Annotated in this window: 27 protein-coding genes and 3 pseudogenes; all 30 read right to left on the bottom strand. The window is 41.4% G+C overall.

Features of this window, described 5'->3' with window-relative positions; genetic code table 11:
* Window positions 1–151 precede the first annotated feature (151 nt).
* Window positions 152–289, bottom strand: a pseudogene (locus DNH61_RS02610) (NUDIX domain-containing protein); the annotation flags it as partial.
* Between the two features lie 64 nt (window positions 290–353).
* Window positions 354–731 carry a GNAT family N-acetyltransferase gene (locus tag DNH61_RS02605; protein ID WP_245947872.1) on the bottom strand — a complete coding sequence of 126 codons (378 nt, stop codon included), beginning with the start codon at window positions 729–731 and terminating at the stop codon, window positions 354–356.
* On the bottom strand, window positions 728–1183 hold the full coding sequence (locus DNH61_RS02600) for a GNAT family N-acetyltransferase (RefSeq protein ID WP_111145126.1): 456 nt from the start codon (window positions 1181–1183) through the stop codon (window positions 728–730). The genes DNH61_RS02605 and DNH61_RS02600 overlap by 4 nt, the downstream gene beginning before the upstream one ends.
* The gene (locus DNH61_RS02595) at window positions 1171–1518 is read right to left on the bottom strand and encodes an HIT domain-containing protein (RefSeq protein ID WP_111145125.1); all 348 of its coding nucleotides are present in this window, start codon (window positions 1516–1518) and stop codon (window positions 1171–1173) included. Before DNH61_RS02595 ends, DNH61_RS02600 begins: the two co-directional genes overlap by 13 nt.
* A 29-nt stretch (window positions 1519–1547) precedes the next feature.
* Complete coding sequence (locus DNH61_RS02590; RefSeq protein WP_245947870.1) at window positions 1548–1964, bottom strand: GNAT family N-acetyltransferase; 417 nt, start codon at window positions 1962–1964, stop codon at window positions 1548–1550.
* Between the two features lie 26 nt (window positions 1965–1990).
* On the bottom strand, window positions 1991–2509 hold the full coding sequence (locus tag DNH61_RS02585) for an SF0329 family protein (RefSeq protein WP_111145123.1): 519 nt from the start codon (window positions 2507–2509) through the stop codon (window positions 1991–1993).
* Window positions 2510–2527: 18 nt separating this feature from the next.
* Window positions 2528–2968, bottom strand: coding sequence for a GNAT family N-acetyltransferase (locus DNH61_RS02580; RefSeq protein WP_220036914.1), 441 nt, complete (start codon window positions 2966–2968; stop codon window positions 2528–2530).
* Window positions 2969–3137: 169 nt separating this feature from the next.
* Window positions 3138–3665, bottom strand: coding sequence for a GNAT family N-acetyltransferase (locus DNH61_RS02575; protein ID WP_111145122.1), 528 nt, complete (start codon window positions 3663–3665; stop codon window positions 3138–3140).
* A 157-nt stretch (window positions 3666–3822) separates the two neighbouring features.
* Window positions 3823–4296: a GNAT family N-acetyltransferase gene (locus DNH61_RS02570; protein ID WP_245947895.1), complete on the bottom strand. Its 474-nt coding sequence runs from the start codon at window positions 4294–4296 to the stop codon at window positions 3823–3825.
* Between the two features lie 40 nt (window positions 4297–4336).
* Window positions 4337–4906: a hypothetical protein gene (locus tag DNH61_RS02565; protein WP_146240930.1), complete on the bottom strand. Its 570-nt coding sequence runs from the start codon at window positions 4904–4906 to the stop codon at window positions 4337–4339.
* 11 nt (window positions 4907–4917) lie between these two features.
* The gene (locus DNH61_RS02560; RefSeq protein ID WP_111145119.1) at window positions 4918–5202 is read right to left on the bottom strand and encodes a hypothetical protein; all 285 of its coding nucleotides are present in this window, start codon (window positions 5200–5202) and stop codon (window positions 4918–4920) included.
* A 538-nt stretch (window positions 5203–5740) separates the two neighbouring features.
* Window positions 5741–5965 carry a hypothetical protein gene (locus DNH61_RS02555; RefSeq protein WP_111145118.1) on the bottom strand — a complete coding sequence of 75 codons (225 nt, stop codon included), beginning with the start codon at window positions 5963–5965 and terminating at the stop codon, window positions 5741–5743.
* A gap of 58 nt (window positions 5966–6023) precedes the next feature.
* Entirely contained in the window at window positions 6024–6509 is a 486-nt protein-coding gene (locus DNH61_RS02550; RefSeq protein WP_111145117.1) for a DUF6933 domain-containing protein, read from the bottom strand.
* An 88-nt stretch (window positions 6510–6597) separates the two neighbouring features.
* On the bottom strand, window positions 6598–7314 hold the full coding sequence (locus DNH61_RS02545) for a DUF1361 domain-containing protein (RefSeq protein WP_111145116.1): 717 nt from the start codon (window positions 7312–7314) through the stop codon (window positions 6598–6600).
* Between the two features lie 36 nt (window positions 7315–7350).
* The gene (locus DNH61_RS02540) at window positions 7351–7866 is read right to left on the bottom strand and encodes a GNAT family N-acetyltransferase (protein WP_111145115.1); all 516 of its coding nucleotides are present in this window, start codon (window positions 7864–7866) and stop codon (window positions 7351–7353) included.
* Window positions 7867–7963: 97 nt separating this feature from the next.
* Window positions 7964–8365 carry a hypothetical protein gene (locus tag DNH61_RS02535; RefSeq protein ID WP_146240929.1) on the bottom strand — a complete coding sequence of 134 codons (402 nt, stop codon included), beginning with the start codon at window positions 8363–8365 and terminating at the stop codon, window positions 7964–7966.
* Window positions 8366–8438: 73 nt separating this feature from the next.
* Window positions 8439–8879 carry a GNAT family N-acetyltransferase gene (locus DNH61_RS02530; RefSeq protein WP_111145113.1) on the bottom strand — a complete coding sequence of 147 codons (441 nt, stop codon included), beginning with the start codon at window positions 8877–8879 and terminating at the stop codon, window positions 8439–8441.
* A gap of 277 nt (window positions 8880–9156) precedes the next feature.
* Window positions 9157–10728: a vanadium-dependent haloperoxidase gene (locus tag DNH61_RS02525; protein WP_181438559.1), complete on the bottom strand. Its 1572-nt coding sequence runs from the start codon at window positions 10726–10728 to the stop codon at window positions 9157–9159.
* A gap of 242 nt (window positions 10729–10970) precedes the next feature.
* Window positions 10971–11471: an RDD family protein gene (locus tag DNH61_RS02520; RefSeq protein ID WP_245947868.1), complete on the bottom strand. Its 501-nt coding sequence runs from the start codon at window positions 11469–11471 to the stop codon at window positions 10971–10973.
* Window positions 11472–11564: 93 nt separating this feature from the next.
* Window positions 11565–11933: a zinc-binding metallopeptidase family protein gene (locus tag DNH61_RS02515; protein WP_111145111.1), complete on the bottom strand. Its 369-nt coding sequence runs from the start codon at window positions 11931–11933 to the stop codon at window positions 11565–11567.
* A 142-nt stretch (window positions 11934–12075) separates the two neighbouring features.
* Window positions 12076–12711 (bottom strand): stalk domain-containing protein, encoded by a 636-nt coding sequence (locus DNH61_RS26665; protein ID WP_245947892.1) that lies wholly within the window; start codon window positions 12709–12711, stop codon window positions 12076–12078.
* Window positions 12712–12771: 60 nt separating this feature from the next.
* Window positions 12772–12987, bottom strand: a pseudogene (locus tag DNH61_RS26225) (DJ-1/PfpI family protein); the annotation flags it as partial.
* 835 nt (window positions 12988–13822) lie between these two features.
* Window positions 13823–14074, bottom strand: coding sequence for a hypothetical protein (locus DNH61_RS26220; RefSeq protein WP_181438558.1), 252 nt, complete (start codon window positions 14072–14074; stop codon window positions 13823–13825).
* 404 nt (window positions 14075–14478) lie between these two features.
* Window positions 14479–14883, bottom strand: a complete 405-nt coding sequence (locus tag DNH61_RS02490; protein ID WP_181438557.1) for a VOC family protein — start codon at window positions 14881–14883, stop codon at window positions 14479–14481.
* Window positions 14884–14920: 37 nt separating this feature from the next.
* Entirely contained in the window at window positions 14921–15433 is a 513-nt protein-coding gene (locus tag DNH61_RS02485; protein WP_111145106.1) for a hypothetical protein, read from the bottom strand.
* A gap of 37 nt (window positions 15434–15470) precedes the next feature.
* Entirely contained in the window at window positions 15471–15665 is a 195-nt protein-coding gene (locus tag DNH61_RS26065; RefSeq protein ID WP_146240927.1) for a hypothetical protein, read from the bottom strand.
* Window positions 15666–15932: 267 nt separating this feature from the next.
* Entirely contained in the window at window positions 15933–16397 is a 465-nt protein-coding gene (locus DNH61_RS02480) for a hypothetical protein (RefSeq protein WP_111145105.1), read from the bottom strand.
* Window positions 16398–16520: 123 nt separating this feature from the next.
* On the bottom strand, window positions 16521–16793 hold the full coding sequence (locus DNH61_RS26060) for a hypothetical protein (protein ID WP_146240926.1): 273 nt from the start codon (window positions 16791–16793) through the stop codon (window positions 16521–16523).
* 121 nt (window positions 16794–16914) lie between these two features.
* Window positions 16915–17175, bottom strand: a pseudogene (locus tag DNH61_RS02475) (DUF2262 domain-containing protein); the annotation flags it as partial.
* A 384-nt stretch (window positions 17176–17559) separates the two neighbouring features.
* Window positions 17560–18513, bottom strand: a complete 954-nt coding sequence (locus tag DNH61_RS02470) for an IS110 family RNA-guided transposase (RefSeq protein ID WP_245947862.1) — start codon at window positions 18511–18513, stop codon at window positions 17560–17562.
* Window positions 18514–18660: the final 147 nt, after the last annotated feature.

Genomic DNA, 18660 nt, shown 5'->3' with positions numbered 1-18660 from the left:
ATAAAAATCCGTAATAGCCTCCTCTATTTTTCTAAATGTTTATATTTATTTCAGCGAATCCATTAGACTGTAAAAGTATAAAGTGTCTAAACATATAGATAACATTTGTAACTCGTCAGTTCGTTAGTCATGATGCTCCTCTGATTCAATCTTGGCTCAAGGATTCTCCTTCTTCCACCTGACCACCTGGCATCTCCCAGCCCCTGCGTGGTCCTTTAATAAGCAGCAATTCATTCTTCTCATTCACAACAATAGCTGCTGCTGAGAGTATATGTTTAGGAGTACTCATTCAGCCGCTCCTTTAGTGAGGGTCTTATGCAGTACAACCTCATCCTGTTTGCGATAGCCATTTGTCATATAGGTATGTATCGCAGGTTCGTTTTTTTCCCAGTAAGTATCTTAAGGCTTGTCACACCCATAGCCAATAATTCTCTTTCGATGAAAGATATCATTAACGACGCCAGCCCTCTTCTTCTGACTTCCTCACTCACATACATTTCGGTTATTTCGCCCATTAGATTTCGATAGCAAAAGGACTGGAAATATTGGGCACACGCAAACCCAACAGGTATGCCATCCAGTGTACCTAACACAACCAATTCTCTTGAATCTGTCAATCGTTTACGAACTTCTTCTTCATCCATGAGGACGCCGTTAAAATCATAATTCAGCTTCATTAAAGACTCAGCATCTTCACTAACTGCCCGTCTGACCACGATTTCCTGATTCATCCATTCACCTCTGTACCAGATCCCTTAACAATAACGCATCTAAAGCGTTCAACCCCCGGGTACTTCTCTCCTAGACTATGTTCGGCAAAACCTAAGCTTCTGTAAAAACCTACAGCTTCTTGATCCGTTTCAGCTTCAAGTGATTGTAGATCAAAATGACTTAGCGTTTCCGCAATCATCGCTCTGCCCATGCCTTGCTTCTGTTGGCTTAGAGAAACCGATATATGCGTCAACCTGGCAGCCGATTCAGACATCATTTCGATCCCGATCAATCCTACTAAATCATTATCTATAAGACAGCCTGATAAATGCTTGCCATTGCTTTCAAAGTACGATTCCAGAACCCTGTTCACTTTAGTGCCATCGCCATACACACACAAAGACAACAGTTCAATATTTGAATTCCTTAATGACAGATGGAGGTCTTCTTCAAGGACAACTAAAATTCCCATATTAATTGCCGTCCGCCTATGACATGGTAGTGGATATGATATATTTCTTGCTGTCCGTGTACCCCAGTGTTCGTGACGACACGGAATCCTGATTTATCAATGTTTAAGATTTTCGCAACCTGTTGTATCCCTAGATGGATCTTCAATATGTATTCCTGATCTTCTTCCTTAATATCTAGCACATTCCTGATATGCTTCTTGGGAACAACAAGGACATGTGCATTCGTCACAGAATGCAGTCCATAAAAGGATATAACGTGGTCATCCTCGTAAATAATCTGAGCTGGCTCTTGCCGATCAATGATTCTACAAAAAACGCAACTGTTAACTATCATGACCTGCCCCTTTCAGACTTAGCTTCGTTCTAGGTCTCATGAGAATATAATAAGATCCCATCTCTTCTGTTCCAGCCAGTCTTGGTCCAGAAGTGTTTGCCAATCTCGTTATCGGCAATGACCAAGATATGGCATCTATGTATGCCTTCTTCGCTCAGCCTGGATAAACTGCGCTTGACCAGCTCTTGGGCAAGGTTCCTTCCCCGATAGTCCTGATCCACAGCAACATGGTAAAGATAGCCCCGGCGTCCGTCATGCCCGCACATAACGGTCCCAATAATTTTATTCTCATCTGCGCATACGAAGCTCATGCCCGGATTCCGCTGCAGATAATGATCAATAGCTTCTTCAGAGTCAGCCTCGCCAATAGCCAATCCCTCTGTTCTATTCCATAATTCGATTAATGAAGGGTAATCTTCGATTACCATTTCTCTGATCTCATGCATCGTTGACATCCCTTTCACAACACAGCTTATAGATAACCCTCAGTGTTTAATCTTATCGTTTTAAACAAGTTTACAATGGATTTCTCATTCACATCTGCTTCCATTTGGGCAAGTCTTTTCTTCCCCAGCCTTTTATCGAACATAGAGAGTGCCCGGACGATTGAATCATCCGATGTCATGGCAGCTTCGATGGACAAATTAAGATATTTTACAGCAGCGCGATAAAAATCATATTGGCTGTATTCCCCTTCAAATTCTAATATCTCTTCAGCCAGCCTGTATGCATTTCTGTATCCGTCAGCTTGCTCCCTGTCTCTCCAATTTACATCATTTGTCTTCTTCCGCAGTTCATTGGCTAACGAGTTAAACTTAAACGATCTTCTTATAGTACAAAAATCATAGATGATTTCTTTATCGAACGTTATCCATGCTCTACCCTGCTGATCATGTGAACCCCTATACCGAGTACTCTGAAAATCTATACGGCCTTTTAGTGAATCACAGAGACAATCTTCCAGTTGTTTCTTCAGCCTGCTCCATTGCAAGAGTGTTCACTCATTTCTTCACTTGTATATGTGTTTCCTATATCCTTGGACCTCTTCTTCCTTATATCCTAACCTTGCATAAAATTCGTGGGCATCCTTCCTCTGTCCTCCAGAAACTAAGATGATGTAGTAACAATCTCTGTCCTTTGCGATTCTCTCAATTTCGGCCATTAGCTTTTGTCCACCCCCTTGACGACGTGCAAGTCGGGAGACTATGACGTTCTCAATCACCATGAAAGGCTTGCACTCTCCAACTAGATCCTGACAGATGATTCCCATAAGCGATCCAATCAACTGGTTATCCTTGAAAGCCCCTAGAATGACATAATTGTCGTTATTCTGAATTGATCTGAAGACGTCAACCATCCTGTTGAAATCGGTTTTCCTATGTACAAGTTCTTCATATAACAAGCACAAATCCATAAGGTCATTCAATGTAATAGGTTTTATAGTAATCAAGATCGTTACCCCTCTATAAAGTCATCATCAACTCTACCGCCGCCAGACGGAATATTACCTTCGTACAGGCACTTTCTTATATGATGAGGATCATATTGCTGACCATAGAGTTCCTGGACGGTTGATACCTCTTGCTCTCTTTAACATCCTTACAGTTACTCAAGTACCATCAAAGCTTCTTTATCATATGTATGTCTAAGGGTTCCAGCCTAAATAATTCTTCGTCTATATCGTCAGCTAATTCACTGCCGTTACTTCTGTAGAAGCCTACTGCCGATGCTGTTTCGGTTGATGAAATATATAAGCTGGCTGCTCCTCGCCTCCTGGCTTCTTGACCGATCTCTTCCAGCAATCGAGTCCCTATCCCTTGCCTTCTGTATGTCCTGGACACATACATGAGATCAACCTGCAGCTGATCTGTCTTCTTTCCCCTAAACTTGTGCCCCAGTACCGCAAACCCTGCCAGAACACCATTATCAAAAGCTCCAAAAGCTTTGCCGCCGAGTCCTAATTCAAGCTTGTATCTGTTAATCAACTCTCTCACTTGGTCTACATCCCAATTGGGACATTGATGTCCCGCGGGCACTTCAACTACTTCTCCGTTCCTCAGCTCATAGGTGAAATCAATATGTTCCGACCGGTCAATCTCAACCAGCTTCTCGGCATCGTCCATAGTAAGCTCTCTGTAGATAATCATTTTCTAGTACACTCCCGTGCGTATCATGCTTGACCGATTCCTCATGCCAGCCAACCCGACCATACATCAAAGCCAAGCTTCTCCTGGTACCATTTAATTGATTCTTCCCGGTCAATTACAGGTAAATAAATACTGTCAATATGGCCTACTATATTCTTTATCTCAATTGCCTCCTCAAATCAAGTCTGTAAAAGATCATTTTCTTGTCTTCAATAATGTACTTATAGACGGGATCGGTCTTGTCTTTGTCCATCATATCTTCGTCTCTTACAAATCCGAACTTAGAATAATACTTCTCGTTCTTCGGGTTTCCTGTCATAAGCGTAACTGTACGTAATTGTTTGGTTCTAAGAACGCTTATCAACTCATTAAGGAGCATTTCACCGATCTTCATGCCTCTGTGCTCTTCTTTAACAAAGAAATAGTGTATATACGCATGGGCCGGATCTGTCTGGTCAACCAAGGCCAGAATGAATCCCACTAGCTCATCTTCCACGTAGGCTAATCTACAGGTATCATTAAAAAAACGATAAAACAGTATGTAAATAGAATCTCTTTCCACAGGCAATGGAGCACAATCCATATTTTTCAATTGTAAGAGACCTGTTGAATCCAGCTTACTAATTCTCACATTAGCCAAAACTTCATCCCCCTAGCAATTATGTCTAGCATCAACGAGTTTCCAGCTGCACAAGTTCATCTTTTATTTCTTCATCTAAAGAAGGTAATGCTAGCAGCTCCTTAATTAATTCATTGTCCCTTACTTCTGGTTTGGATAGCAAAAGCTCTTTTAGCAGATTCGCTTTACTCTCTCTCTTCAGTAATTTATATGCAACGAACCATACTTCGGGAGAACAGATCTTCACACCGTACCAACTGGAATGGTGGCGAACTGGCAAATTAACAACGCCCTTCTTGGTATGAAAGGCAAAATACCCAATGATATCGATCTTAGATTTCGGAATCGTTATTCTGTATAGGCTTGCAAACGGCAAGTCGCCACTTGGCTGCTCTCGAAACTCATAATCTCTTAATAATGGAAGCAGTTCGTCCTTCGGGCATTCTACCATCAGATCCCAATCATTCTCTTCATCAATAAGCCCAAAAAAATGCAGCATCCCGCTCCCGCCAAGTGCGTATGGAATCCTGCACTTCTCTAATCTATTCGCAAGCGGTATTAACTCTTGGACATCCATTGGTTCACGCCCTTCTTTGGTACCTCTGCATAACTTCTCCTGCATACAATTTCCCGCTACTGGGACTTTGAATCATCCGCATTCCAGTTATTTCTCATCTCTCTTACAGTTCTCTTGATTGGCATCTCAAATTCTGCAATGACTAAATATATCACACCCGCAATGAAGGCTATCCTACTAAGTTCCAGCGGAGCGTCACCTACGGCATCCAACATGGTTTGAAACAACAGCTGATTCCATGATGTCAACCCAGATCCAATAATGGCTGCCGCTATATATCGAATTCCATACAAAAATGCCGATATACACAGCAGTGCTATCCCTGCAGTTCTTCTATGCATCTTCGCCTCCTGTTTACCTTTGCATAATCTTGTACTGCACTTGCGATCCTACCGTCTGAACACTAAACACCCCACCCTTAGAGAGCTCTTATCTCTAGGCTGGGGCGTGTGTTGTCTGAGCTTCTTCCATGATTATACATCTAACACCTTTACGACGATAGCTCTGCTGCGAGTTAGCCCACAACATTTCGTGCCTTCAAGATGTCCTCGCTATCCAATTAGCTGATAAATACCAAGTCCAACGATAACAGCACCGAGGATTACTCCGGCAACTTTAAGATATATCGAAAACAAGCGATCTGCGTCACTGGTGTCAGCCTCTGGGACTTTACCGAAGTGTCTTGAAATCCATTGCGGGTCATATCGTTTCCTGTTCCGGTTACATGACCATTCCCATGATTTCTCAACCCGGCTGAACACCAGCTCACCTTTGTTACCGTAAACCCGATTGTCGTAGTAAAGTATGAAGAGACTACATATTTCAGCAAAATGTGAATAGTCATCAAGCAGGAAAATCCGGTATGTATCGAGATTGTTCTTAACGGTTAGTACCTTCTCTCCTTGAGCGTGGCACCATGTTTATGAGCTCTTCAAGCGGCCGGAAACGTGTTTCGAAGATCAGCGATTCATCGGCACTCAGCAGCTTCGTGGAGAAGACCGTTCCTATCCACGATGTCCGTCCCAGATGAGTTAGCTCCCCATTGGTGAGTATTTCGAAGATTTGTTCCAAGTTTGACTTTGTTTGGTTGATTTCAATAAGCACCCATTATGTCTCCTTTGCTGTTCGAGAGCAATCCGCTCTACTGCCTTAAGGCATCGTGCTATGAGTATCTTCCGAGCGCGTCTTTAAATATTTTTGTCGGTTTCTCATAGCCAATCGGTTTATAAATCACTGAATTTAACCAAGCACTTAGATCATAGGTGTGGTTGTAATTTATATGTTGACAATAAATAGTCATCTCTTTCATTGTTCCTAGTACACTCTTATCATCTGTCTTACTTATTTGGATCTTCCCTGCCTCCAGAAAATACTGATCTATTAGCGTTTTCCTTACTCCTTCCAGGAGTAAATATCTTTCTAAGTCTTCTCTGAATTTATCTTGTAACTTGTTAATTTGTGAGCTTCTTATTCCTTCGATAATTAAACATAACCGACTTAGGTCATTGACGAATATAATGTATTTTTTCTTAAGCTGTAATATATTTACGTGCCAACTAAACAATGATCCTGTTTCTCCTGAATCATCAGGTATGACCGGAGTCACCTTCATATCTTTGAGAAGCTTTTGAGTAAATTTTAATATCATTTGTTATACCCCAAAGTATATATTTTCATTTCGCTTTGCCCATTACTATCGTTTAGATGCAAACTGATACTCTATGCCTTAAATCGCTTCAAGTCTTGCTTTGTCCCTTGTTCGCTATCCAATACATCGGAAGGTAGCTTATGACCATAATCATGAACATAAACTTGCAGAAAACAAAGATATGATTAAACTGAGTACTATCCGTCAGCATCATATAAGTTTCTTGCAGGATTTGCCCTGGTCTTGTCAAGACATCCCAGCTGTTCCAGCGAACAAACCGGCCAATATAAACACCAAAACTGCTCAGCACCAATATAGCCATAGCAGCGAACCAACCCACAATTATTCCGTAAGATTTTCTGATTAGCATCTGGATGGAATTCAAAGAATACCAAGTTAATAATAGGCCAACAAGTGCAACCAAAAACAAGGTGAATAAGTGCTGCCAGAATTCCATATCTACCCAGAAGCGTTGTGTCGGATCATAGCTGTAATGAATGAAGATATGCAGCAATTCGGTTACAAGATAAGGTGAATTGGGGAAGAATAACAGCCATATTATGCTCACTATACAGACCAATATTATACGAACCAGCTTAATTGAAACCAGGTATACAGCATCTAGAACTATGGCAAGCAATACAGGTACCCATCCTAAGAAGATATCCCAATATAAAAATAAATACGGCCTTTCGCCCGATTGCTGAATACCATGAACATTCATTAAACAAATCACAGTAGCAATTACTAGGAAAATAAGTCCTTTGAATTTGTTAGGATAATCAAGTTTTAGGAATTTCTGCATTCCAGCCTCCTTATGGGCGCCAATATATTGGCTGCTCTACACGAGCCTTGAATTATCTACTATCTGTGTGATTACTGTATGCTGTCCTTCTAAACCATCAATCACAATACTCTCTTGTTCTTCGCTATAGATCAGGTTGTGTTCCTGATAGTACTTTCTCCAGAAACTGACTGCAGGTGTATTAAGCTCAAGCTGGCTAATACTTATCTTTCCTTTGAACTGATCAAATATCTTCGTTATGGCTTGAGAAGCTAAGTTCTTACCTCTATATTTCTTCAATAGAAACAATTCCTGTACAGCATAATCAATGCCCGGGGCTGTGTACGGAGGAGAACAGACTAGAACAAATCCAACGGCTTTGCCATCGTAAATAATAAAGAAAGGATGCAGCTCCTCCCTCTCAAGATATAAATAAGTATTTGTGGGATCGAATACACCATTTTCTTGCGGATCCTCACCTGTATATTGAGATAGATCATACAAGTACAGATTATAGAGATTCAATAATTTGTCCATTTGGCCTTTATTGATTCTTACTATTTCCAGATGCATTAAAAATCACCGTTTCTTATTATCTATATTTCTTTTTCATAGAGCGACAAATAACTCCAATCTTTCTTTGACTAAATCTAGGAGACTATCCCAACGTTCAATCCTTTGCAAGCCATTTGTAGACAGGGGAAAATAACAAACCGCAAAGAATGCCCGGTACATAATAGAAAAAATGAAAGTTATACTCTCCGCGAAATAGAGAAGCTAAAATAATAGATAGCGCAAAACTTACCAAGGCATGAACCGACAAAATCGCAAACTTATTTACATAACCCTTCTTAGCAGCTAGCCGCAACAATCCATCGATTAAATATGTAAAAGGGCAGAAAACGATTAGATTAAACAAGAAAAGTATGATAACTAATACTAGAAACAACCCAATGAACACACCTATTTCACCTTGAAATAACAATGCCACCAGGTACATTAACATTAAGATACCTGAAACCAAACATGCTACCATGAAACAACAGGTAACCTTATCAAATAATCGATCCATTGTCTTCACCCTCGAGTAGAGATACTCACAAATATATAAAGTCCATTTAACTTCTTCTTCAAAACCTATCCAATTATTCAATGCTTTTGCACATAAACATCAATCTATCAATCTCCTGAAAACCATTCTTTTTATAGAAATATTCCGCAGGAATTCCCTTGTCCGTTAGTAGCGTGATTCTTTTAATGCCTGTACGGACTAAGTCAGATTCAAGATACTTCAATAATTCGCTCCCCAGTCCAATCCCTTGTTTATTTTTACTGACACACATTTCGTTTATAAAAAATTCATCCCCGCTCCACCATTGCTTCCGGACACCAAAGATAAACCCATTAATTTCCGTCCCTTCTTCGGCAACAACCCCGCTGAACCCGGGAGTACTCGTATAATCAGATAAATATCTCTCCGCTTTCCCGGGCAACCAATTATCATTCCATGGCTCTTGGTTGAAAACATTTATAAACAATTCCTTACAAGCTAACATATCCTTATCTGAATAGGATCTAATAATCATAATAGACCGCTCTCTTTCATGCTTATTCTTATAGCTATTAATTTCTAGGCGTGCCCAACGTGGTTTCCGAAGTATACTGCTTACTTCTGCGAAAGATTTCAGAACCGGACCAAGAAGTTGTCAGATGACGATGTATAAATATAGTGTTAAATGCTCATAGACCCGTCAGACGGATCCAGAACAATTTTGATACGTTACCAAATCTCTCCAACTCCCCTAGCTCCTGTTAGCTTTTCCTAAGGAAGCTGGAGATGATGTTTGGTACGTGTCGTTACCCTTAGATCGTAATGGTCGTGCCGTCAAATTTGGTTAACGTAAAGCCATTGAAGGATTCATTGTAAGTCTTCTGATAATCCCGCAGAATGCCAATCGCAACCGCTTCCCCCAATTTGAGTCCGGATAAGTTGCTGGAGCGGAAGTGAACGCCCGCTGCTATTCGAGCCCCCCCAATATTGGATGCCAATTTATTGAGCTCTCCGCCCACCGTAAGCGGACGGCCTGTATAGGGCAGCAGACTAAGTCCGTCACTGGATGGCACAACCGGATCCGGGAGAACAAACGACTCATTGAAGTACGCTTTAAGCATCGTAACCATAGCCCCTGCAAAAGTGGAGTGTCCAGCCGGATAGGATGGGTGAGTCGGACTTCCTTCAGGATATGCCTGAGGCAGCAGGAAGCTCCCATACCGGTCAAAGGTTCTTGCTAAAGCTTCGGAGTTTAGAACTTGCCGGTTAATCGGATAATCGGCGTTCCCCATTTTCACATTGTGAACAAGCCCGCCATAGTTTTCAGGACGCAGCCGGCGGTGCACCAGCCACTTCTGATACCAAGCCGCTTCCAGTGCGGGACGCGCTGCCCGTGTAACAAAATCAAAAATATGAGCAGAACCGAAGGTCGGAAATCCGATCTGGGTATTGGATTTGTTATAAGGGTTGGCCGGATCCAGCGCTTCTTCGCCAAGCGCAAGCAGTATTCGGCAGGCAATGAGACCACTGTCTATTGAAAAATCAAAATGCACAAATTCAGCAAGATCCCGGCCGTTCCGGATATAACGCGGGATGGGATCGAATATGGTGGATGGGAACGATGTTGAACCATTTTGCACAGCCAGCCATTCGCCATAATCTGTCAAGAAGTCATTACCGGCCGCCGCAGGCACGCGGTAACGCTGCTCTGTTATGTTGGATATCAAGGGATAGGGCTTCAGCAGGAACTGGGAGACGAACGGACCGCTCAAGGTGCCCGGCAGATTGTCTCTGAAGATGGTTTGAGGCGTGATGCGGCCATTTACTTTGGGAGCAGGAAAATCCGACAGCCCCGATAACTCGGCAGCTGCTTCCAGGATCAACGGATCTGTGCCGTAATCTACGAACGGAATATTCCGCGTTAATGCCGCCCAGTATAATTCAATTGCTTCTGCCGCAGTGGCACTGCTGCTGACCGATGGCGGGGCGGGTATGCGCAATTGATGGCTGTCAGGACCCGCCATTTCGAATGCGTAGGATGCCTGGGGGTTCACAAGCTTTCTGTCTCCGCCAAGCGGAAGCTTCTCAAAGAGAGCCGGATCACCGGTTCTCAAGGCTTGGATAAGAGCCCGGTATGCACGCAGATTGACCTCTCCCAGCCTGTTATGCGGCAGCGCCTTGGAGAAGCTCCCGATTTTGTTCACAAATCTAGCCTCATCACCATTCGTAGGATGAGTGACAGCTGGTCTGCTCTTCCAAAACTCTGCATTAGTGACCCGTATACGAAGAGCTCTCATCCGCCTCGCCCTCGGACTCAGGGGTCCGATTGCTTGCTTCGGCTCTTTATAGATAAACGGCTGGCCTTTTTGTATGATGTCTCCCATAACTCTCCGCCCCTTCTGCATATGGTACCCTGCCAGTATACAAAGACACATGCGGATTTGACGCAGGGTAACTGCCCATTTTCTAGGTGTCTGTCCCCGCATAATAAAAGAGGAAGGCCCCCCCTCTCTAAGCGCTGTTAATTATGGAAGCCAAGCGGCAGCTGCACCGGAACTTGTTAACAAGATATGTACACAAGCTCTTCTCTACGGTTCACAGAACAAGGAGCGGATCTTATCCTGTATCATTGATCCTGCGTATGATGTTCTTTGTTAGGGTATTCATTCATTCGGCTCGTCTGGTTGTGATTATATGGTTTGTTGATGACATAGGTTTTAGCTATAAAATCGTGCAGTGCTTGTTTGTTCTTCGTCATGCCAGCGATGATAAACCCCGCAAACAGCGGCAATGCAGAAATAACCTTGCTCCAATTACGAGCACTCGCTCTTACAAATCGTATCCTCTGTCCATAAGTATCGACGACAATGATACCTACAGCTAACTTCCCGACAGTAGCCTTTATTTTTGAGGATTCCATGATCGCATAATACAGCCATGGCCAAGAGATGTAGAATAGTAACGCAGTAATTCCTAAGGCGATTTTTACCACTTCATTATCCAAGCCTCTATTTTCAAGAATTACAGCACTTAAACCGAAGATGATAATAAATACAATATAACCAACATATAAAACAACGCTATCCAATACAAATGCTGCTAAACGTTTCCAAAAACCTGAATGCATGATCTCTACCTGTCTCTCTTAGTTGAATTTTTTACTTAAGGTACTTACTTGTCGTTTTTTGAGCTTATTCCTTGCCGCTAGTTGAGTAATTCTTCAATATATATCGGAAAATTTGTCAATCGCTTGAATAGATAGCTGAAGTGCTTTAATCCTTCTTTCTAGAAGTGTACGTTGGGGACTGCCAGTCTTTGACTTAGCATAACTGCTTTTTACAGATGATAACAAACCCGTAATGACTTTACGAGCTTCTGCTAATTCTTCCTGGGTATAGTGATGGGGGCATTGACTCCAAACGTTCTCCAGCACAGCTAAACTGATATAGACAGCTTTAAGTCTCTTCTTTACCAGAGTAGTATTTGCGCCATTCTGAGTCATTTGGGCTGCGGCATTCTCAAGCTTATTAATTGTCGATTGTAAGGATTTAATTGACTCCAATTTATCAACATTTGAAACGCTCTCCATATCCGCATTATCCCTTCATTGTACCTACATCTAATAGAAATAAACTGGCCGTTCGAGGGTAGTCTATGCCGGTCACTTGCATAATGCCTTCAAAATGTTTTCAGTCTATGTACCACTTCGTACAATGTCTAAAATCTGGTGTTTACTCTCCAAAGCTTGTTCCTGGAAACAAGGTGTATCGATCTAAATACTGGGTAGATTTCGGTACGATCATCACCGATTTAATTTTGTTAGTTCCCTCAAATGTGAATTTCCATTTTTCTACTTTGACATTGTAATCATCTTCTGCGGTGACTCGTTGCACAATACGTACAGTTAAAGTATTTTCACTGCGGTCTACAGGTTGCATTTCGACAATGCTGGACATATTGTAGTTTCCAACAGGGAAGCTTTCATTGTAAATATCTGTTTTGAATCCCGGTGCGTTTAATGCAAGTACATCTTTCTCCTGTCGATTATCGTAGGCCATAATCCAATTAAATGCTAGATCACGCTCAATTACATAGGATACGCTGCTGGTTTCCGTTTTGAAATTCGGATCGGAATTGACGTACACTGTTTTACTCTTATTGTTCCATTGAATATTTGCTCCAAGGCCCTCAGATATTGTACGAAGTGGTACATAGACTGTTCCATCAATAATTTTCGGTGCTGTTTTGCTTTGAGTGATATTGCCATGAACAAAGACTTTAGGAGCTACTGTTGCAGCATAAGCACCTGCGCTAAATACGGCTGTGAGCAGGACTCCAGCAAGTCCTATTTTGACATTACGTTTCATTAGTTCTCCTCCAAGCTGTACAATTGGGGTGGAGCTACCTCCACCAGAGGTAAGTTCAACCGTGGCTACTCCTCCTGCGGTTATGACCTTACCGTCCTTGACTATTCGTGACTTCACTACTTCAGAGCTATAAGGTTCAAGCAAATCATATACATTTGGATGCGTTGTCGCTTTCTTATCCTGGAGAAATCCGGCAGCGCCTAATAACAAAGAACCTGTGCATACCGATATTTTGTACTCGACAGATTCTGCAGTTCTAATCAATGAAATAAACTCTTGATTGTTTTTAACACGAACCTCTTGGACTCAAGCTATCGAACGGCTTAGCAAAGCGAACTACTGATCTCTTAATTTTATTGAATTCCAGCGATTCCATATGTATTAATTATCGCATTTTTGTAATCTTCCCATCTAAAATAAAAAGGTCCGATATCAAGCGATCTATTATCGGGTTCTAGTTTGAAATCACTCCATATTACTAGTCCTTCTTCTAACTCTATGGAGACAGAAATAAAGCCACATCTTCCCCCCCGCACCAAGGACATACTAGCATTGGACATCTGTAAAACAAGTGAGCATGCATTTCATTCATTAAGAAGTAATCAATCATTTGTTTTTGATGCTCTTCACTCCCCCAACCTAGGGACGGAGCCATATTATATTTTCTAAGCAATTGGTAAAGAGACCTGCCGTCAATTATCGAATCGGCAAAAATAGTATGCAAATTTGATTAATATGTAACCGCCCCATTAAAGGACAGTTTATCACGCTATCTGATCTTATTACCAAGCCATACAACGACTGTTAGCGAAATAACTGCTGCCATTACTACAAAACAAACATAGCCAACTTTGGTTTTCGAACTAGTATGGTTATCGTAAAACTTCGGTTTAAATCCCATTCCAAGCCATAAATCACTAATAAGACCTCCAACGACAAAAACGAAATTCTTAATGAGCCTCAACATGCCCCCCCCCTAACTAGGTTGTTTGGTTCCCCAAGCTAGATCTACCCATATTATACCACTTCCTGGAACAAAAATTCCTAATAACTCAACAGAAAGCCTTCTGTCTAAGCTTGGTGTTCGTATCCTTCGCGCCGATAATTTGAATTACATGTAACTACACCAAAAAAGCTTATCAGGATTAGCGCCAAGCTCCCGAACTTCAAGAAAATTAATGAGCATATTTACTTTATCACTTCCAATATGCTTGCCTTGATCTACATCATAATTTTGAATAATTTCAACTTTGTACAATCCATTGTTAAGCTCAATCAAATAATTCTCACAGTTCTTGTCGGGTACTTTTTCATCCCTAAATTGGGCAGACATTGTTAAGCAGTCATAATCGACTAAAAACAATCTCCCTTCGGTTACAGTAATATAACCTTCAGCTCTTTTAAAACAATCTATATTAGCATTTCATTTCCCATACTCCCTGTGAATTTATTGAACCAGATTTTACTTCTTTAATCCAAAAAAATGCTTGCGTTAGACTTGCACGATTATCCTGATTTGTAAGACTACAGCTACTATTCCTTCGCATTCTGCTTGTTAATCTTATTTATTATATCTGAAACCCCTATTGCAATTAGAGAATTCAAAATCCCAAAAAGCCAAACTATATTAATTATTCCATCAAAACCACCAAATAAACTCATAATTAAAAAAATAAGACTAGCTGTCAAAAACAATAATCCGAATAAAAAAAGAATTCTTGAAATAATATTTTTCACCTCTTTATAACATTTCAATATCTTCCTTAGTTAAAAATGAGGCAACTTTATATCTGGAAATTCATTAACTTCTATTAAGTTTCCGTCTGGATCTTTGGTAGAAAAATCTCTATATGGTCCATTCTCTCCTGTTCCATATTCATTGATTTCAGTTACACTTAACCCTTTCATTCTCAACGAATTGTAAAATGCCTCAAAGTTAGATGTCTTAAAACTAATCACTGGTGTTTTCTCGTTGTCAGCTATAAAGAATATCGATTGAGATCCAACACTTTTCCTTAAAAATAATAATGGCCCTTGAGATAATTTAAGATTGGCGGAGTCTTCTTGTTCCCAAATCACTCTGTAACCAAACACATCAACATACCATTCAACCGATCTTCTAATATTCGATGAAGGGAGATAAATTTGCACGACCTCATTTATAAATTGCAACGAAATCACTCCATAAAAATTTGTAAACGATTTGCAACTATTTTATCACAAATTTCTGCCAGTTTTCTGGGACAAGTAACCACAAACCCGGCAATACACAGTTATTCCCTTCTATATTTTCACTCGGTGTATACTTGAATGTTTCTTCTAAAATTTTTCGTATCATTTTTACGGTTTGCTGATTTAATAGCTTAACATTGTGCTTATCGTATGATTCCACGATTAAAGCTATTTTATCTTTATCAACTTCATACATATTATTCTGCAATTCACTGAACCAACCTGGAAAATAATCAGACTTAGGACCACCCATACCATGTGGACACTCAGTTGTACCATTTGCAGGATCCACATAGCACCACCAAGACACATCTGAGATAAGTATCCCTAAACTTGAAATCTCATTCACAAATTGATCCAGTTTATCTTTCAGAACTATACAGTCTATGTAGCCACTACCGACGGACTGAGCTTTATTCCGAACCATTAAAGCTTCTAACTGGTTAAGTAATAAACTCTTATTTGCTGTTAAGTATTCATAATACTTCACAGATATCTCCCCAGTGACGACGAATTTTTTCTCCGAGCTATCCCTTACTATTCATGCTTATTTGTCTGTAGTTTTCATCTGTCCATGGAAAGTCACTAATTGAGATATAACTGATCCTTCTGTCTTTCAATACTTGAACTGACTCAACAGTAAAACAGCCACCAAAAGCTACGATATTTTCTTGATTCTCTAGATCTTCATCTCTTAAAGCATTCTCAACGGTTTTAGACAATATTACGGCGTCCCTACTTGTCTTAAATACAACAATAGTGACATTTTCCCGGCCATGATGAAGGAACGGTGCTTAAATATCTGGGTGGTACGTAATTTTTAATCTGGTTTTTCGGTACTTCTCTATATATTTTATATTTCATTTTTCCCTCTTAGTTCTTTCGTATGACCGAGGAGCTCACGAAGTAACCGTCACACAAGTTCATTGGACTTAGACTCGCAAGGTAGTCCGACTGATTACTTTTCTTCATAAAATCGTTCCTCATTTCTATTCTTCATTCACTTCTACTACAATTGATCCTTTATGTTTTCCGCCCAGATAAGCATCAAGCTGCCATATTCCGGCGAGGGGTAGTTTCAGGTTAGAGGGTACATGGGCATCTGCTCCATTATTGGGTCCGGCTATTGAATCGTATTCCCACACTAACTCTTCCTGGGGTGTCCCTCCATTTTCCACCAATGCTTTTACCTTCTGTTCGGTATTTAGATTTATAGCTTCAACCCTGAAGGGTCTAAGCGCTAACTCGTCACTAGTCCCCCAAAAATGCCACATATATTTGTTGACTTTATTTGCAATGAATTCAGGACCAAGTATGCCGATCGTTCCTTCCACACCTATTAAAGCTATCCCATTGGAATAAAATACAGGGCTTAGTTTATCTTCAGTCTCAGTATTCGATTTACAGCTTACAAAAAGCAAAAGCACAGAGATAACAAGCAAAACTTTTTTCATTCATCTATCTCCTATATGATTATTGTCTTTCGGTGGTTTCCCGAATTTCTCTATACTCATGTTCAAGAATACTCATCATGACATCACTTTCCCATTTGTCCTCGATTAATGCTCCTTCCCTTTCTATACCTTCTTCAATAAATCCGCACTTCTTGTAACAAGAAATCGCCCTTGTATTGTTTCGTGAACAACAGACCACTCCAATGGTTTACTCAATATCTTCTGAAACCATTGCTTTGCATCTTCCATTGTTAAATCTTTCATACCCCTGGTATCCCCACCTAACATTCGAACCCAGTCATAAGTCCTCCCACAATTCAAACGATCATGAAGATCCGATTCAATTGGTTTACGCAATGTCAGTCTTTCAGTATAAATTGTTGGTGACTGATTCATGGAGTACCTCCGCTCTTTATTTACTTTTCATTGATTTCGGACTGCTCTTTCATTTTGCGCCTTTATATGAAGCATGTTTACACCTGTAATAGATCAGCCTTCTTTGAACTACTTTTCACAGCTATATATCTGCTTTATTGAGCTCATAATCATAGCTAAAGTAAGCATGGATTCTGTGTCCCCCAAATAACCCCCCATCTAAATATTCACAATAAATTTCATTGGATCGAATCTCTATTTCTATCAAACTAATTAATTCAACGAATTCTTCAATTGTTATATTATAATCTCCAGCATCTACAGCATCCCAGTCTAGCTCAACATCATTCTCATCATATTCTGGCCAAAAATCATTTTTAAAGTCTAGCAGCTCTTCAGCTATTTTTTTATGAAAATGAATCTTTGCTCAAACGAATTTTTACGCACGCCGAAGCAGGACTACCGATTCGGCAGACCTTGACCGTGGTGGAGGTGAAAGGTTAGGCAGGGCGAGTTACTGTGAAGCCTTTGGACTGTAGCTGTCGAATGAGTTCTGCTTCACGACGTTTTTCGCGCTCTTGTCTGTAGCGTTCAAGATAATCAGGGCCTAACTCTTTGTATGGGCTTTTGGTAAGCAACATGTGGTATACGATGCGAAGCAGCGTATGTCCAAGTGCGACCAAGGCTTTCTTCTTGCCTAGCCGCTTAACCCAACTCCAATATCTTGCTGAGAGCCTTGTGTTTCGCGTCATAGAAGCAGCCCAAGCACATTCACATAATACTGCTTTTAGATGGGCATTTCCGGATCGCGCTCGTGTTCTTTTTTTTTACCGGCGCTCTGGTGGTTGCCTGGCGTAACGCCTGCCCATGCGGCAAGATGGTGATCATCCTTGAAAACGGTCATGTCGGTACCGATTTCCGCGATAATGACAGATGCTGCTTGCTCGTTGATGCCAGGAATCGTAACGAGAAGATCTATGGCCTCTTGTTTGCTGGCTAATCGGTTTCGGATATCCTGCTCAACGAGTCGGATTTGCTTTTCAATGTACACGAGGTGATCCCAGGAGAATCGGATCATGTCGCGATGATGCTTACGAAGACGACCGTTGAGCGATTGAAGTAATTTGGGGGATTTGTGCTTGAGCGCACCCTTCATGTGCGTCTCAAGGAATTCCATTGTGATGACTTCACCATCTACGATCTTCTGGAGCAGCAGGCGTCCTGATGTTCCGAAGATGTCGGACATGTGGGTAGTTAACTTGATGTTCGCATCCTGCAGGGACTTATGGATGCGATTCTTCTCCGAGGTAGCGTCATACACCAACTTTTTGCGATAACGGGTCAGATCTCGAAGATCTCGGATGTCCTCCGAAGGCACAAAGCTTCCTTCAATAAGCCCGCAACGCAGCAATTTGGCGATCCACTCCGCGTCTTTCATGTCGGTCTTGCGTCCGGGAAGATTCTTGACGTGATGAGCATTGGCTAGCAGGAGGTCTAATTCAAAGGCTTCAAGCACGTTCCAAACAGACTTCCAATAAACGCCCGTACTTTCCATGGCGACGTGAGTGCAACCTTGCTCCACTAACCATTCGCCCAGTTCCATGAGCTCGTTCGTCATGGTACCAAAGGTGCGAATCTCTGATTTTGGAGCACGGTCCAGCTGCCCGGTAAGAACGCAGGCCACAACGGTTTCCTGGTGTACGTCGAGGCCTGCACAGCGCTCAAGAATGGCTTCCAACATTGTAACAATCCCTCCGACATGAGTATTGAACCGGAAAGACAACCGAAACAAACGAAGATTTTTTATCCGGACTCGCAGTCCGATAGCCTGTGCTTCAAGGTTGTCCGAGCAGTTTTATTTACGGGGTCGAACCCACCGCAAAAAGCC

The organism is Paenibacillus sambharensis, from assembly GCF_003233845.1.
Classification (GTDB): domain Bacteria; phylum Bacillota; class Bacilli; order Paenibacillales; family Paenibacillaceae; genus Paenibacillus_I; species Paenibacillus_I sambharensis.
The sequence above is the reverse complement of the archived record's forward strand: the minus strand, read 5'-3'. Positions and strand labels throughout refer to the sequence as shown.

Excerpts from the sequence above, each read along its gene's own strand:
- DNH61_RS02605 (WP_245947872.1), bottom strand. The coding sequence starts at position 731 with ATGAATCAGGAAATCGTGGTCAGACGGGCAGTTAGTGAAGATGCTGAG.
- DNH61_RS02600 (WP_111145126.1), bottom strand. The coding sequence starts at position 1,183 with ATGGGAATTTTAGTTGTCCTTGAAGAAGACCTCCATCTGTCATTAAGG.
- DNH61_RS02595 (WP_111145125.1), bottom strand. The coding sequence starts at position 1,518 with ATGATAGTTAACAGTTGCGTTTTTTGTAGAATCATTGATCGGCAAGAG.
- DNH61_RS02590 (WP_245947870.1), bottom strand. The coding sequence starts at position 1,964 with ATGCATGAGATCAGAGAAATGGTAATCGAAGATTACCCTTCATTAATC.
- DNH61_RS02575 (WP_111145122.1), bottom strand. The coding sequence starts at position 3,665 with ATGATTATCTACAGAGAGCTTACTATGGACGATGCCGAGAAGCTGGTT.
- DNH61_RS02565 (WP_146240930.1), bottom strand. The coding sequence starts at position 4,906 with ATGCAGGAGAAGTTATGCAGAGGTACCAAAGAAGGGCGTGAACCAATG.
- DNH61_RS02560 (WP_111145119.1), bottom strand. The coding sequence starts at position 5,202 with ATGCATAGAAGAACTGCAGGGATAGCACTGCTGTGTATATCGGCATTT.
- DNH61_RS02550 (WP_111145117.1), bottom strand. The coding sequence starts at position 6,509 with ATGATATTAAAATTTACTCAAAAGCTTCTCAAAGATATGAAGGTGACT.
- DNH61_RS02545 (WP_111145116.1), bottom strand. The coding sequence starts at position 7,314 with ATGCAGAAATTCCTAAAACTTGATTATCCTAACAAATTCAAAGGACTT.
- DNH61_RS02540 (WP_111145115.1), bottom strand. The coding sequence starts at position 7,866 with ATGCATCTGGAAATAGTAAGAATCAATAAAGGCCAAATGGACAAATTA.
- DNH61_RS02535 (WP_146240929.1), bottom strand. The coding sequence starts at position 8,365 with ATGGATCGATTATTTGATAAGGTTACCTGTTGTTTCATGGTAGCATGT.
- DNH61_RS02530 (WP_111145113.1), bottom strand. The coding sequence starts at position 8,879 with ATGATTATTAGATCCTATTCAGATAAGGATATGTTAGCTTGTAAGGAA.
- DNH61_RS02525 (WP_181438559.1), bottom strand. The coding sequence starts at position 10,728 with ATGGGAGACATCATACAAAAAGGCCAGCCGTTTATCTATAAAGAGCCG.
- DNH61_RS02520 (WP_245947868.1), bottom strand. The coding sequence starts at position 11,471 with ATGCATTCAGGTTTTTGGAAACGTTTAGCAGCATTTGTATTGGATAGC.
- DNH61_RS02515 (WP_111145111.1), bottom strand. The coding sequence starts at position 11,933 with ATGGAGAGCGTTTCAAATGTTGATAAATTGGAGTCAATTAAATCCTTA.
- DNH61_RS26665 (WP_245947892.1), bottom strand. The coding sequence starts at position 12,711 with ATGAAACGTAATGTCAAAATAGGACTTGCTGGAGTCCTGCTCACAGCC.
- DNH61_RS02480 (WP_111145105.1), bottom strand. The coding sequence starts at position 16,397 with ATGAAAAAAGTTTTGCTTGTTATCTCTGTGCTTTTGCTTTTTGTAAGC.
- DNH61_RS26060 (WP_146240926.1), bottom strand. The coding sequence starts at position 16,793 with ATGAATCAGTCACCAACAATTTATACTGAAAGACTGACATTGCGTAAA.
- DNH61_RS02470 (WP_245947862.1), bottom strand. The coding sequence starts at position 18,513 with ATGTTGGAAGCCATTCTTGAGCGCTGTGCAGGCCTCGACGTACACCAG.